The organism is Desulfofalx alkaliphila DSM 12257, assembly GCF_000711975.1.
Classification (GTDB): domain Bacteria; phylum Bacillota; class Desulfotomaculia; order Desulfotomaculales; family Desulfohalotomaculaceae; genus Desulfofalx; species Desulfofalx alkaliphila.
Genome location: NZ_JONT01000009.1, coordinates 67,100 through 81,612 on the forward strand (window position 1 = coordinate 67,100; position 14,513 = coordinate 81,612).

Sequence of the window (14,513 nt, forward strand, 5' to 3'; positions counted from 1 at the left end):
ATATTAATGGGTTTAACGGTAAGGGCTGCTTCCAGGGCGCCTTTGCATAACAAACAGGCGCTTGTGGCCACCTGCCCCTTACAAGAGTATTGGTTTGTTTTCCTAAATTAGAAAAAGAAAGGGTTATGGTGAATGCGTCCTGAACCTAGAGAAAGAATTGATCTAAGGGGTTTAACGGTTTGGAAAATAAGTGCTGTTATTAAAACGGTGATTTTGGCTGCCCTTGCCTTTGGGTTAGGTGTATTTTTATATATGGTGTTAGGGTGGAGTAGGTGGGTGTTGGCAGTGTCAACCTTGTTAACCCTTTTGTACGGGGTGCCGGCCATAATATTTTTTCCCAAACTGCGTTGGCAGCGCTGGCGCTATGAAGTAACAAACGAAGAGATAGACTTGCAGCGGGGTTTGTGGTTTATCAATCGAACAATAATCCCCATGGTAAGAGTGCAGCATGTGGATACCGAACAGGGGATAATTATGCGTCGATATGGACTGGCCACTGTATCAATCTCCACAGCGGCCGGAACCCACGAAATACCAGCACTTTCAGAGGAGGTGGCCGGCGAGTTGAGGGATCGGATTGCTCGTTTGGCCCGTGTGACCGATGATGTGGTCTAAACCGCAGCGTTTACACCCCCTTGCTGCACTGATAACTGCCCTAAAATTGTTGAAGGACTTACTGCTGCCCTTGCTTATTTTACTGATTTCCCAGGGATTGCAGCAGCAATCACCCCTGCTGTGGATACTAATGACATGCGGTGTAGTTTTTGCTTTGGTGTTGGCCTGGGGATTTATTTCATGGTATAGGTTTACCTATTATCTAACGGATCAAGACTTAAATGTACAGCAGGGTGTGCTGGTGCACAAAAAAAGTTATATACCCCGGGAAAGGATTCAAGGCATTGATTTAAACCAAGGTGTATTGCAGCGCTTATTCGGCCTTGTTACGGTTCAGGTAGAAACAGCCGGAGGCAATAAACCAGAAGCTGTGTTGACGGCGGTGTCCCGCCGGCAGGCAGAACAACTGCGTTTGGAACTGTTAAGGACCAAAGACTTGTTATCAGATCAAGAGCAAGGGCGGCATGACTCTTTAACTAAGAAAATACACATCAGGAGGCTTATCTTGCTGGGTGCAACATCTGGCAGCGGTTTAGGTCTGGTGCTTTCTCTTTTTTCCGGTATATGGGCAATGCTAAACAATGCTGGTCTTGACTGGGAGAGTTATTTTATTTGGATATGGCAGAGGTGGGATACACTCCAAGTTGTGCCAGTGGTTTTACTGTTTTTGTGGTTACTGGCCCTGTTAGGTATGGTATTAAAATACGGCGGTTTTACCCTTACTCGCCATGGTGACAGGCTACAAATTAATTATGGCTTCTTACAAGAGCGACAGGTGTCAATTCCTGTAAAGCGTATTCAGGCTGTTCGTTTGGTGGAAGGAGTGCTGCGTCAACCGTGGGGCTATGGTACATTAGAGGTTGAAAGTGCCGGTTACGGACTGAAAGGTGGGGAAAAAGTGGTGCTGTGGCCCTTAGCACACAAAAAGGAGCTAAACAGTCTGCTTGAAGAATTTTTACCTGAATTTGCCCGGCAAGTACCGCTGCAAGGGTTGCCTGCCAGAGCCAAGTGGCGTTATATAAGACGTAGCCTGCTGCAGGTTGCCATTGTTGTGCTACCGGTTACGGTATTTCTCTATCATTTGTATGGTGCCAAGGCACTTTATGCTCTCTGTCTATTACCCTTGGCCGTCATATGGGGGTACTTAAAACACCGCGATGCAGGATGGGGGCTGCACGGGGAAATGCTGGCCTTGCGTTATCGCAACCTGGCCCGTACCAGCCTATGGACGCCCAGGCCCTGCGTGCAATTTATGAATATGGGTTACACGCCCTTCCAAGGCCGGGCTAATCTGCGTACCTTTAATATAGGGTTGGCATCAAGGGCTAATTTCGGACTGGTTGATATTTCGCGAAAACAAGGAGAACAATTAATGACTTGGTATCGTCCTTTTAGTGCTCATCTAAGGTAATGTATGTTTTGTCATTTGCAGCCGGTTTAATGGCTACTTCAACCCTGCGATTCTGTGCCCTGCCCTCTTCTGTTTCATTGGTTGCAATGGGGCGATACTCACCATAGCCAATTGCACTGAAGCGGTAGGGGTTTAATTTTTCATTTGACAGCAGTATTTTCATAAAATTTATTGCCCGTTTGGAACTGAGGTCCCAGTTAGATTCAAATTCTATGTTATTTATTGGTACATTGTCTGTGTGTCCGGATACAACCACTTCATAATTAGGGTACTTTTCCAAAATATTTGACATGGCAACCAGGGTGTTTTTCGACTCCGGTTTTACATCTGCCTTGCCGGAATCAAATAAGGCATAGTCACGGATTGTAATCAACAAACTACCTTCTGCCAGTGTAGTTTTTAAATCCATATCTAAATTGTGCTCCATGATGTATAGGTCCAGTTGCTGTTTCAACTGGACCAGTTCTATTTCCTGGTTTGATTTTTCCATGTTTTCTAGTATTGTTTGGGGTAAGGTATCGGTGTCTATCACCCTAGGACCGCTAAAGGCAGCACTGAGCGCATCTTTGAGGGCGTTGTATTTTTGGCTGTCAATGGTGCTCGAGGCAAAAAGAACTATAAATAAAGCCAATAGTAAGGTCAGTAAATCTGCATAGGGAATAAGCCAAGATTCATCAAATTTTTCATCATTTCGTTGCCGTCTATTATTACTCATTATCCATTACCTGCGCTCTCTTTTTGAGCTAGATATTGTTGGCGTTCCTCCGGTGATAGATAAACTAATAAATTTTGCTCGATAATAATTGGTGATCTAGCCAGTTGAATAGATAAAACTCCCTCTATCATCATTTCCTTAAGCTCAATCTCTCTTTTAGACAGCCGTTTTACTTTGTTAGCCATGGGGTGCCACAATACATAACCGGAGAAAATACCCAGCAGGGTGGCCACAAAGGCTGCCGCAATGGATTCACCGAGTTTATCAACATCTGCTAAATTGCCCAGTGCTGTTATTAAACCAATAACGGCTCCCAAAACTCCTAAAGTAGGTGCATAGGTCCCCGCCTGTGAAAACATTAGGGCACCAACCCGGTGACGCTCTTCGGTGGCATATATTTCCTCCATGAGGACATTTTTTAAAACCCCGGGTTCTGTACCGTCCACCACCATTTGAATACCGTTCTTTAAAAACCGGTCGTCAATTTCATCCATTTGAGATTCCAGCGCTAATAATCCCTCACGCCTTGTATATACAGCCAGGTTTACAAATAATTTTACTAATTCTGCCTTGGGTATCAGGTTTTGTTTTAGAAAAACAATTCTAAACACGGCCGGTAATCTTTTTAACTCGCCCATGGGAAAACCTACAAATAAACAGGCAAAGGTGCCGCCAAAAATAATTATGTATGCCGCAGGGTTCCATAATGCAGATAAACTGGCCCCTTTAAAAATTAAACCAAGGACAACCGCAAGTACTCCGGCAACTATACCGATAAAAGTCGATTTTTCCATATAATCTCCTTATTATTTAACTATTTACCACTAATAATTTAGCAATATAATACAATTTATTCAAGTATTATTGCAACTAATTAAATAATTCACTTTCTAAATTTCTGTATTGAATGGCTTCTGCTATATGGTTTGCTTCTATTATGTTACTGTTAGCCAGGTCGGCAATTGTGCGGGCCACCCTTAAAATTTTGTCATGGCTGCGGGCTGATAAATTAAGTTGCTTGAAGGCCGTTCTCAGCAGGGATTTGGCTTCATCGGTGGCGGTGCAATGTTTTCTAACCAGCGATGCAGGCATATGGGCGTTGCAGCCAACCCTGGCATTGGATTGGGAAAAACGTTTTCTTTGTATCTCCCGTGCTTTTTCAACACGTTTTTTTATCAGTGCCGATGGCTCGCCGGGTTCAGTATTTTCAAGGTCACTATAATCCAACCTGGGAACCTCTATGTGCATATCTATACGATCGAGAAGGGGCCCCGATAAACGCCTTAAATAACGCTGTATTTGATAGGGTGTGCAATTACATTCCTTAGAGCTGTCGCCATAATAACCGCAAGGGCAGGGATTGGCTGAGGATACCAGCATGATGCTTGCGGGATAGGTGAGCGAAGACTGCACCCTGGTAATAGAAACTTGACCGTCTTCCAGCGGTTGGCGCAGTGATTCCAGTACATCCTTACGGAATTCTAATATTTCATCTAAAAACAAGACCCCATTATGGGCCAGCGATATCTCGCCGGGCTTGGGAATGCTGCCGCCGCCCACAATGCTGGCCGGGGATGCGGAATGGTGGGGGGAGCGAAAGGGGCGCTCTGTTACCAGCGCCTGGTTTGGTTTCAGCAGACCGGCCAAGCTGTGCACCTTGGTCACTTCCATTGCTTCCGCAAGGGTGAGCTCAGGCAATATACCGGGCAGGCGGCGGGCCAGCATTGTTTTTCCGGAACCGGGACTGCCGATCAGTAGTATGTTATGACCGCCTGCTGCGGCTACTTCCATGGCTCTTTTGGGAGCCAACTGTCCTTTCACTTCGGCAAAATCTAAGATAGGTGAAGAAGTATTATTGAGCAATTCATCTATATCCACAGTGAAGGGTGTAAACTCTCCGTTATCTATTAATGATGACACCAATTGGGACAAAGAACTTGCGGGATATACATCCACCTCCTGAACCAAGGCTGCCTCCGGAGCGTTACTTGCAGGCACCACCATGCTTTTATAATGATGCTCTTTAACTGCCAAAGCAGCCGGCAGTGAGCCGTTAACAGCACGTATTGCACCATCCAAAGAGAGTTCACCTATAAAAATATAATCTGAACATTTATCCATTGGTATTTGACCCGATGCAGCCAAAATACCGATGGCAATGGGCAGGTCATACACCGGGCCCTCTTTGCGAATATCTGCAGGGGCTAAATTTACTGTAATGCGCTTAACGGGAAATTCAAAACCGGAATTTTTAATAGCGGCCCGCACTCTTTCTTTTGATTCACGCACTGCCGTATCGGGCAGGCCCACCAGGTCCAGCCTTGGCAAGCCTACAGAAACGTCCACCTCAACTTTAACAATAAGGCCGTCTAAACCCTGGAGGGCAACGCTGTTAACAATGGCTAACATAACAAATCCTCCCAGATAATGACTTAATTTACATTTCTGCAGTATAGAAGGATTTACCTGCCCAAATGAGAAATAATATAACTTATAAAGACATTTTTCCCCACAAAGGAGTGATTACCATCAGTAATATAACACCACAACAGTATCTGGCGGCTCTTATTGAAATATACCGCGGTTACCATGTTAATTTGCCGCCCGTAGATGCAGAAATGGAAAAATCCTTGTTAAAGGATGTCTTGTCCTCTGCCATCAGCTTTGCTAAAAGTGAACGAGCTATGCAGGCCATTAGCGAGGAGCTTTTTAATTGTTCTAAAGGAAAATGTAGCTTTCAACAGCAAATAGACCTAGCTAAAAAACAGCACCCAGAAATATTAAATGCCAAAATGACTGCAGCTGCCTATGTAATGAGACTGTTAGAGCGAAAAGAAAATACACAATAGAAGCTATAGTTGGAAGACGGTCAAGTTACTATCACCTGGCCAGAGTCTTCGCTACCTGTCCGGCAAGTATCATGTTGGTATCCTCAGCCAATCCCTGCCCCTGCGGTTATTATGGCGATAGTCCTAAGGAATGTAATTAAATACTGAACCGGTGAATCGCCAGGCTGATAAAAAACCTAAGGAGTGAAATTCTAATGAAAAGGTTAAATAGGGAGGAATTTATCCAAGCAAGCACTTCCACCTTGGTTGAAATACTGGACCAGTTAGAAGGGGTTTCCCATGCAAAACTATCTGAATTTGAGCCCCAAAACACTGTATTAATTATTATTGATATGATAAACGGTTTTGTCAGGGAAGGGGCCCTGAAAAGCCCCCGGGCAGAGTCACTTATTCCTGTGATCACCGATTTGGGACAAAGATGTCAAAGTCTATCCATACCGGTGCTGGCCTTTGCCGACTGTCACACTGAAAAATCACCGGAGTTTGACAGTTATCCTTCCCACTGCCTTGCCGGCAGCTCTGAAAGTCAGCTGGTAAGTGAACTGCAACAATTAGAAAATATTAAAGTAATCCCCAAAAACTCTACAAATGGATTTTTAGAGAGGGAATTTCAAGAATGGTTACAAGACAACCCACAGGTAACCAATTTTATCGTGGTGGGGGTTTGTACTGACATTTGCATCCAACAGTTTACCATAGCATTAAAGGCATACTTTAATATTAAAGATAGACGAGTGCGTGTTGTGGTGCCCATAAATGGGGTGGATACTTATGACGGCGGTATTCATAACGGTGATTTGATGCAGGTGATGGCCTTGTTTTTTATGATGGGTAACGGTGTAGAAATAGTGAGCCAACTAAGCTAATGTATAAATGAGGGATTATATTGAAAGAAGGAGTATTGTTGTTAGGTCACGGCAGTCGCCGGGATGAAGGTAATGTTGAATTGCGGCAGATATTGGAAGAAGTAAAAAAAAGAGGTCCAAAGGATCGAGTATATCAGTGCAGTTTTTTACAGTTTACCCAACCTACCTTAGATGAAGGGATAAAATATTTAGTATCCGCAGGGGTGGAAAAGATAATTGTGGTGCCTTTATTTTTGGTGTCCGGCACCCATATCAGGCAGGATATTCCTAACAAATTAATGTTACAGAAAAACAAACATCCTCATATAAAATTTGTCTATGCTGAGCACTTGGGAAGTGATGCTCGCATAGCTGATATTGTACTGGATAGGATTAAAGGCGCAAGCCGGCTGGTGGAATAAAAAACCCTTCAAAAAATAAAATAAATATTCAGAATAGGAAGGGAAATGCAAAGTTTTGTAGAATACTTAGGATTATTGAAACAATATACCGTATAGTGAAACAAGGGGGAGGGGTGTGCATTGGGGGATAACAGGGTTCAAGCATTGGATCGGGCAATAGATATATTGGAAGAGCTATCTAGGCAACCTGACGGTTTAGGCGTTACGGGACTGGGTTCGGTGCTGGGTTTACACAAAAGTACCGTCCATCGTCTGCTTAACACCTTAATGCACCGGGGTTATGTGGAGAAAAATATAAGTAATGATAAATATCGGCTTGGCCTGAAGGTAATTGAACTTGGTCAATCTCGATTAGAAAATATTGAGATTCGCAAAGAAGCCAGACCGTTTTTAAAGAATTTAATGAAACTAACTAACGAGACTGTACATCTCAGCATGATGGATAACGGGGAAATTGTGTACATTGATAAGGTGGAAAGTTTAAACACAGTGCGCATGTGTTCCCGGGTAGGTTTGCGGGCACCGGTTCATTGTACTGCCATGGGCAAAGCCGTAGTGGCATTCTGGCCTGATGAAAAGGTTAGAAAAATTATCAAGGAAAAGGGTTTAGTACGAAAAACTAACAATACCATTACAGACTATGAAAAACTTTTGGTGGAATTTGACTTAATTAGAAAAAACGGATATGCAGTGGACAATGAAGAAAACGACCCCGGTATTCGTTGTGTGGCAGCCCCGGTAAGAAATTATTCAGGAGAAGTAATAGCTTCAATTAGCGTGTCCGGTCCCAGCAGCCGGATAACAAAGGAACGAATTGACGAATTGGCTAGTAAAGCTATGGATACGGCTCTGAATATTTCTCGACAACTTGGTTATAGAGGTAATATTTAAAATAAAAATTTTTAAATAAATAACAGGATTTTGACTAATTTTGTCTAATAACTTATATGTCAAACAATTAAAAATATTGTCGATAAGACAAATGCCTGTTATTTTTTTAATAAAATTTATAAACAGCGTTTTGTATAACGAAACACTACTATTTTAATATTCGAAATTATCTGTAAAAAAAGACACAACATAAACAATTGTACCATAATAACGCAGGTACCATAATTATATTTTGCTTTAACGAAAGGATGGTAAGCTGTTAATGTTTGATTTATCAGATAAGGTGATACTTTTTGTGGGTGGTGGCGGAGGTTTGGGCCGCACCATCAGTTTAGGCTTGGCAAAGGCAGGGGCAAATGTCATTCCGGTAAGCAGAAACGTGGAACGCAACAAAGATCTGGTGGCTGAAATCGAAGCCCTGGGCAGAAAGTCACTGCTCACCTCTTTGGATGCAACCAATGAAGATGATGTAAAACGTTTGGTTGCAGAGCTTGTAGAAAAGTTTGGCCGCATAGATGTACTGATTAATGCCGCCGGCAAAAACTATAAAAAGCCGGTCTTAGAGCTCACCGCAGAGGAATGGGATGATGTGATGGCTGTTAATTTAAAGGGAACATTCCTTTGCTGCAAGTATGTGGGTGAAAAAATGATTGCCCAAGGGGGAGGAAAGATTATCAACATTGCATCCTTGGGCTCTCACCTTGGCATCACCAGGTCTTCCGCCTACTGTGCCAGTAAGGGTGGGGTTTTACAGTTAACTAAGGTGTTATCGGCAGAGTGGGCTGCCCACGGCATTAATGTTAATTGTATTTCCCCCGGCTACTTTAAGACCCCCCTCACTGAAAAGATGCTCTCTGAAAAAGAAACCTATAATAGCATTGTTAACCGTACGCCTATGAAAAGGCTGGGTGTACCTGAGGATTTAGTGGGGGCAACTATTTTCCTTGCTTCTGAGGCTTCTAACTTTGTTACAGGCTCCACCATCGCTGTGGAAGGTGGATTCCTTTCCCTGGCCTTGTAAAGGAGGTGAGTAACATTATAAATGACAAAATGAAAGCAGTGGTTTATCAGGGTAAGGAGCAAATTAGTATTCAGGAAGTAGCTATACCTGAGCTAACCGAGGGTGAAGTGCTAATAAAAGTACACTATGCAGGAATATGCGGCTCTGATTTGAGCATTTACTCCGGCAAACATCCCCGAGCTAAAGCTCCTTTAATTATGGGACATGAGTTCACAGGAGAAGTGGTAAAAACTTGCCTACCGGACGGAGCAAAAATTAAAGTTGGGGATCGGGTGACAGTATACCCATTGATCAGCTGCGGACGGTGCCAACCTTGCCTTACCGGCAATGGACACGTTTGCAGAAGTTTAAAACTGGTGGGTATTGACTGCGACGGAGGTTTTGCGGAATACGTCAAGGTAGATGCAGATAAGGTTTTTAAAATACCCGACAATATGGCGATGGATGTGGCCTGTTTAATAGAGCCCCTGGCTGTGGCTGTACACGCCGTGAGAAAATCTACCCTTAAAGCAGGTGACACGGCGGTGGTAATCGGTGGAGGGCCAATTGGTTTATTGACTGCAATGACGGCACGTTACGCCGGAGCTTCCAATGTGATTATTTGTGAAGTCAGTCCGACAAGAATAAAGCTGGCCAAAGAACTGGGCTTTACAGTGTTGAATTCCGCTAATAACCCCTTGGAAGAGGTAATGGCACTCACAGACAATAATGGTGCCGATGTGGTTTTTGAGGCTGCCGGGGCTGCACCCACCGCCCTATTGGCTACGCAGCTGGTTAAAATAACCGGTGAAATTGTGGTGGTGGGTGTGTTTAAGGAAGCTACACCGGTGGACTTGCAGGCGGTAAACTTTAGAGAACTAAAGATGATAGGAGTAAGGGTTTATACCCCCAAAGACTATCAAGTTGCATTGGAAATGCTGCGCAATGATGAGAGCATTGCTAAAGTTATTTCCCACCGTATAAAGTTTAATGAAGCCCAAAGGGCAATAGATCTTATGATTCAGGCAGAAAATTCTATGAAGCTTTTGTTGCATCCCTAAAAATAAAATTTAAGGAGGAGGAAAAAAGATGCGCAAAAAGTTAATTTTTATAGTAGTTGCCGTGATGATGGCGGCACTGCTGCTGGCAGGATGTGGCGGTGGCGGAAGTGGTGAACAGGCAGGTGGCGACCAAGACGTTTACAAGTTGAAAATCGGTTCACCCTTGGCAGATACCCACCCCGGTCATGATGCTTTTGTGAAGTTTAAAGAACTTGTTGAAGAAAAAAGTGACGGCAGATTTCAAGTGGAAATTTTTGCCAACCAGGTACTGGGTGGAGACCGTGAACTAATTGAGGCGGTGCAAATGGGTACCGTTGACATGATGCTCACATCCACCTCTCCGGTGGCTAACTTTGACAAAAATTACTACCTCTTTGACCTGCCCTTCCTGTTCCCCGATAGAGAAACTGCCTATGCGGTACTGGATGGGGAAGTGGGACAAGCATTGTTGGACAGCGTAGCCAGCCAGGGAATTAAAGGTTTAGGTTACTGGGAGAATGGTTTTAGACATATTACCAACAACGTTAAGCCCATTGAATCCATCAGTGACTTAAAGGGCCTGAAAATTAGAACAATGGAAAACCAACTGCACCTATCCGCTTGGAAAACACTGGGTGCTAACCCCACTCCCATGGCATTTGGTGAATTGTTTACCGGTTTACAACAGGGCACTGTAGACGGTCAAGAAAACCCCTTGGCTCTGATTGATTCTAACAAATTTTACGAGGTACAAGATTATCTGACTATGTCCGGCCATATTTATACTCCCTTTGTAGTCTTTATGAACTTAGACTACTATAATAACCTGCCGGAAGATTTACAACAAATTGTTATGGAAGCTATGCAAGAGTCTTCTGAATACCAACGCGATTTAATGGTTAAGGAAGAAACTAAGAGTTTAGAAGTTATTAAAGCAGGTAATACCGAAGTGAACGAACTTTCTGAAGATGTTAAAGCCGAAATGGTTGAGTTACTGAAGCCTGTTTATGACGAAGGTGCTGAACTAATGGGCAGCAGAGAACTAATCGATAAGCTGATGGCTGAAGTTGAAAGCTTGACCAATTAATACTGGAACTTGCGGGGGGCTTCCCTCCGCAAGTTCAGCATCAATACTAGGAGTGAGGACATGGGCCTGTTAAAAAAATTAGATGATCACTTAGAAGAATATTTACTCATTGGACTACTTTCTACAGCCGTGGTCCTAATAGCAACCCAGGTGTTCATGCGCTATGTAATGTCTTCTTCCCTTTCTTGGACAGAAGAAATGGCCCGCTTTCTTTTCATATGGTTGGTATATATTGGCATTAGCTACGGTATAAAAATGAAACGCCATATCAAAATTGATGCGGCCCTGATTCTTCTTCCGGAAAAAGGGAAAAAAATTGTTTGGATTATTGCCGACCTACTGTTCATAGTATTTTGCTACTTTGTTATTAAGCAGGGCATGATGCTGGTAATTGATTTATATAACTATGGACAGACTTCACCGGCCTTGGGCATTCCAATGGCTTATGTGTACTTGGCAGCTCCCTTGGGTCTTTCGCTGGCTGTAATTCGATTAATACAAAGTATAATCCAGTCAATTCGGGATTTTAATAAAAGTGAACCACAAGATGATGAAATAGAGGCATCCTTTTAAACAATTGTACTCACCAAATCGATGTACGTAGGAAGGGTTGGGAAAATAAATGGTAACACAGGTATTATTTGGTGCCTTTGTGGCCTTTCTTATACTGAATGTTCCCATCGGAATTGCTGTCGGTCTGGCATCTGTATTTGCCATGCTGGTGGCAGGCATTCCTTTGAGTATGTTGGCCCAGGGAATGATCACATCAGTGGACTCCTTTCCGCTGATGGCAGTACCGTTCTTTATATTAGCAGGGAATTTAATGAGTAAAGGCGGTATCACCAAAAGACTGCTAGTTGTGGCCGACGTGCTGGTGGGACGTTTCCATGGCGGATTGGCTATGGTGGCGGTGGCAACGTCTATGTTTTTCGGTGCTATTTCAGGATCAGCCCCGGCCACTGTGGCAGCCATTGGTTCTATGTTGATTCCGGAAATGAATAAAGCGGGTTATGATAAAAAGTTTGCTGCTGCCGTGGTGGCTGCTGCCGGTACCATTGGGGTAATTATTCCCCCCAGTATACCCATGGTTATTTACGGTGTATCAACAAACGCATCCATTGGCGATATGTTTATTGCCGGTATAGTACCTGGCATTTTAGTGGGCGTATTATTAATGGCCTATAGTTATTACTATGCCAGAAAACATGATTTAAAGGGTACAGACACGCCTTTTACAATTAAAGGATTATTTAAGGCTTGTGCTGACGCCATATGGGCCCTGTTAGTTCCCGTAATTATTTTAGGCGGAATTTACGGCGGTGTATTTACACCCACTGAAGCTGCCGTTGTTGCGGTTGTTTATGGTTTTATTGCCGGGGTGTTTATTTATAAAGAATTGAAGTGGCCTGAAGTTCCCAGTGTAATATCAACTTCTGCTCTTACCACTGCCACCATTCTTATTATTGTGGGCACTGCCACAACCTTTGGCCGTTTGCTGGCCTTGGAGAGCGTTCCTAACACTCTGGCCAATGCCATTATGTCTTTTTCAAGCAATGCCTTTGTAATTATGTTGTTGATAAACCTACTGCTCTTGTTTGTGGGCATGTTTATGGAAACCTTGGCCGCCATTATCATTTTGGCACCCATATTGCTGCCGCTGATAATAGCCTTGGGTTTGGATCCCATTCACTTTGGTATTATAATGGTGGTAAACCTGGCCATTGGCTTTGTAAGCCCACCTGTGGGTGTAAACCTCTTTGTGGCTAACGGAATTTCCGGTGTTCCCTTTGAGCAAATTACCAGGGCCATACTGCCCTTTATTGCGGTACTGTTCCTTACGCTGTTCCTGATAAATGTTATTCCCGCAATATCCATTGGAGTGGTGGAGTTTCTTAAATAATATTGAAGGATCAGGTCTGTACTCTTATGCATGCCTGATTCTATACTAAAACAACAAAACGCTGTTTCATAAATTGAAACAGACTGGCGAGGGGGTGTTGTGTTTATGCCTCAAGTGGTTACCCTTGGGGAAACTATGGTGCTGCTAAATCCCACCACCACCGGACCGTTAAAATATGCTACCCACTTTATAAAGCAAATTGGCGGCGCGGAGACAAATTTTGCCATTGGCCTTAGTCGTTTGGGTCATTCTGCAGGCTGGATTAGCCGAGTGGGAAATGACGAGTTTGGCAGGTATATAATTTCATTTGTCAGAGGTGAAGGGGTTGATACCAGTCAGGTAAAGGTAGACCCCCAAGCTCCCACCGGGGTGTATTTTAAAGAACGACATGAGTTTGGTGAGAGCAAGGTGTTTTATTATCGCAAAGGGTCTGCTGCCAGCCGTCTCACCCCAAAGGACCTGGATGAAGCTTATATTTCCGGTGCAAAGTATTTACACATTACCGGAATTACACCGGCATTAAGCGACAGCTGCCGCCAAACTGTGCTAAAGGCCATAGAAATAGCTAAATCCAATGGTGTGACAGTTAGTTTTGATCCTAATATCAGACTAAAACTATGGTCTGTCGATAAAGCCGTTGAAGTGCTGATGGACTTAGTATCGCGTTCAGATATTGTGTTACCTGGATTGCAGGAAGGACAAATGCTGGTGGGTGCCAACAAACCTGAAGAGATAGCTGATAAAATTTTACAGGCCGGTGCCAAGACAGTGGTTATTAAGCTGGGTGAAAAGGGTGCTTACTATGCCAGCGGCGGTGAATCGGCCTATGTACCGGGATATCCGGTGCAGAGGGTGGTGGATCCCATTGGTGCGGGGGATGGTTTTGCTGCCGGATTTATCAGTGGGCTTCTTAAGGGTTGGGATTTAACTCAGTCTGTTAAATTGGCTAACGCAGTGGGAGCCCGGACCACCCAAGTGGTGGGTGATGTGGAAGGTCTGCCTACCCTGGAAGAGATTGACTACTTCCTAGGGCGGAAAAGAGAGGTTGAGCGATAATGCGAAATGATTTGATTTTGCCCAAGTGTCAATTGGCAGAAAGTTTATTGGAGTGCGGCATAGTTGCGGTGGTGCGCGGTGCCAAAGCCCAAAAGGTTGTTAATATAGCTAAGGCCTTGGAAAGCGGTGGGGTAACAGCCATTGAGGTGACAATGGATACCCCCGGTGCAATTGAAATGATTAAGACTGTGGTAGCTGAAATCGGCGACCGGGCTGTGATAGGTGCCGGTACGGTGTTGGATGCTGAAACCGCCCGGGCGGCCATACTGGCAGGGGCAGAATTTATTTTTTGTCCCAGTCTACACCAGGATGTTATTCGCGTAGCTAACCGCTACGGTAAAGTAGTTATTCCGGGTGTAATGACACCCACTGAAATTATAAATGCATATGAAATGGGTGCAGATCTTTTAAAGGTCTTTCCGGCCGGCGTATTAGGCCCCAGATACTTTAAAGAAGTGGCCGGCCCCTTTAAACACATTCCTTTGATGCCCTCTGGCGGTGTAACTTTGGAAAATGCCGCTGAATTTATTAAGGCAGGCAGCGTGGCCCTGGGTGTGGGTGGGGCCCTGATAGATAAAGAGGCGGTTGCCGGGGAACAATATGAAGTGTTGACTGAAAGGGCTAAGAAATTTGTGAAAGTTGTTCGCCAAGCTCGCAGCGAACTGAAAAAATAATCTAAGAT

Annotated in this window: 17 protein-coding genes; 14 read left to right on the plus strand and 3 right to left on the minus strand. The window is 44.1% G+C overall.

From position 1 onward, the window contains the following. The first annotated feature begins 132 nt into the window (after window positions 1-132). Window positions 133-615, plus strand: a complete 483-nt coding sequence (locus BR02_RS0106505; RefSeq protein ID WP_031515398.1) for a PH domain-containing protein — start codon at window positions 133-135, stop codon at window positions 613-615. Next, window positions 602-2,026: a PH domain-containing protein gene (locus BR02_RS0106510; RefSeq protein WP_031515400.1), complete on the plus strand. Its 1,425-nt coding sequence runs from the start codon at window positions 602-604 to the stop codon at window positions 2,024-2,026. The genes BR02_RS0106505 and BR02_RS0106510 overlap by 14 nt, the downstream gene beginning before the upstream one ends. On the opposite strand, the gene BR02_RS0106515 is transcribed toward BR02_RS0106510, so the two are convergent. The 3 genes from BR02_RS0106515 to BR02_RS0106525 all read right to left on the minus strand — a co-directional run bounded on the left by BR02_RS0106515 (window position 2,007) and on the right by BR02_RS0106525 (window position 5,150). Then, window positions 2,007-2,741, minus strand: coding sequence for an OmpA family protein (locus BR02_RS0106515; protein WP_031515402.1), 735 nt, complete (start codon window positions 2,739-2,741; stop codon window positions 2,007-2,009). The genes BR02_RS0106510 and BR02_RS0106515 overlap by 20 nt on opposite strands. Next, window positions 2,741-3,535: a flagellar motor stator protein MotA gene (gene motA / locus BR02_RS0106520; protein ID WP_031515404.1), complete on the minus strand. Its 795-nt coding sequence runs from the start codon at window positions 3,533-3,535 to the stop codon at window positions 2,741-2,743. The genes BR02_RS0106515 and motA overlap by 1 nt, the downstream gene beginning before the upstream one ends. Window positions 3,536-3,611: 76 nt before the next feature. Continuing rightward, complete coding sequence (locus BR02_RS0106525) at window positions 3,612-5,150, minus strand: YifB family Mg chelatase-like AAA ATPase (RefSeq protein WP_031515407.1); 1,539 nt, start codon at window positions 5,148-5,150, stop codon at window positions 3,612-3,614. A 65-nt stretch (window positions 5,151-5,215) separates the two neighbouring features. Between BR02_RS0106525 and BR02_RS0106530 the strand changes: the two genes are divergently transcribed. The 12 genes from BR02_RS0106530 to BR02_RS0106580 all read left to right on the plus strand — a co-directional run bounded on the left by BR02_RS0106530 (window position 5,216) and on the right by BR02_RS0106580 (window position 14,505). After that, window positions 5,216-5,590: a hypothetical protein gene (locus BR02_RS0106530; protein WP_084170959.1), complete on the plus strand. Its 375-nt coding sequence runs from the start codon at window positions 5,216-5,218 to the stop codon at window positions 5,588-5,590. 35 nt (window positions 5,591-5,625) lie between these two features. Then, on the plus strand, window positions 5,626-5,730 hold the full coding sequence (locus tag BR02_RS15875) for an ATP-binding protein (protein WP_420795383.1): 105 nt from the start codon (window positions 5,626-5,628) through the stop codon (window positions 5,728-5,730). Between the two features lie 54 nt (window positions 5,731-5,784). Next, complete coding sequence (locus tag BR02_RS0106535; RefSeq protein ID WP_031515411.1) at window positions 5,785-6,456, plus strand: cysteine hydrolase family protein; 672 nt, start codon at window positions 5,785-5,787, stop codon at window positions 6,454-6,456. A gap of 20 nt (window positions 6,457-6,476) precedes the next feature. Further along, a complete protein-coding gene (locus BR02_RS0106540) occupies window positions 6,477-6,857 on the plus strand; it encodes a sirohydrochlorin chelatase (RefSeq protein WP_031515412.1) in 381 nt (126 codons plus the stop codon). A gap of 120 nt (window positions 6,858-6,977) precedes the next feature. Further along, on the plus strand, window positions 6,978-7,748 hold the full coding sequence (locus BR02_RS0106545) for an IclR family transcriptional regulator (RefSeq protein ID WP_031515414.1): 771 nt from the start codon (window positions 6,978-6,980) through the stop codon (window positions 7,746-7,748). A 262-nt stretch (window positions 7,749-8,010) separates the two neighbouring features. Beyond that, entirely contained in the window at window positions 8,011-8,769 is a 759-nt protein-coding gene (locus tag BR02_RS0106550; protein ID WP_031515416.1) for an SDR family NAD(P)-dependent oxidoreductase, read from the plus strand. Window positions 8,770-8,774: 5 nt separating this feature from the next. Then, on the plus strand, window positions 8,775-9,809 hold the full coding sequence (locus tag BR02_RS0106555) for a zinc-dependent alcohol dehydrogenase (protein ID WP_157834933.1): 1,035 nt from the start codon (window positions 8,775-8,777) through the stop codon (window positions 9,807-9,809). A gap of 28 nt (window positions 9,810-9,837) precedes the next feature. Then, window positions 9,838-10,875, plus strand: a complete 1,038-nt coding sequence (locus tag BR02_RS0106560; protein WP_031515420.1) for a TRAP transporter substrate-binding protein — start codon at window positions 9,838-9,840, stop codon at window positions 10,873-10,875. A gap of 60 nt (window positions 10,876-10,935) precedes the next feature. Beyond that, a complete protein-coding gene (locus BR02_RS0106565; RefSeq protein WP_051688161.1) occupies window positions 10,936-11,448 on the plus strand; it encodes a TRAP transporter small permease in 513 nt (170 codons plus the stop codon). 49 nt (window positions 11,449-11,497) lie between these two features. Beyond that, the gene (locus BR02_RS0106570) at window positions 11,498-12,775 is read left to right on the plus strand and encodes a TRAP transporter large permease (RefSeq protein ID WP_031515423.1); all 1,278 of its coding nucleotides are present in this window, start codon (window positions 11,498-11,500) and stop codon (window positions 12,773-12,775) included. A 105-nt stretch (window positions 12,776-12,880) separates the two neighbouring features. Continuing rightward, window positions 12,881-13,831: a sugar kinase gene (locus BR02_RS0106575; RefSeq protein WP_031515425.1), complete on the plus strand. Its 951-nt coding sequence runs from the start codon at window positions 12,881-12,883 to the stop codon at window positions 13,829-13,831. Further along, window positions 13,831-14,505 (plus strand): bifunctional 4-hydroxy-2-oxoglutarate aldolase/2-dehydro-3-deoxy-phosphogluconate aldolase, encoded by a 675-nt coding sequence (locus BR02_RS0106580; protein WP_051688162.1) that lies wholly within the window; start codon window positions 13,831-13,833, stop codon window positions 14,503-14,505. Before BR02_RS0106575 ends, BR02_RS0106580 begins: the two co-directional genes overlap by 1 nt. Window positions 14,506-14,513: the final 8 nt, after the last annotated feature.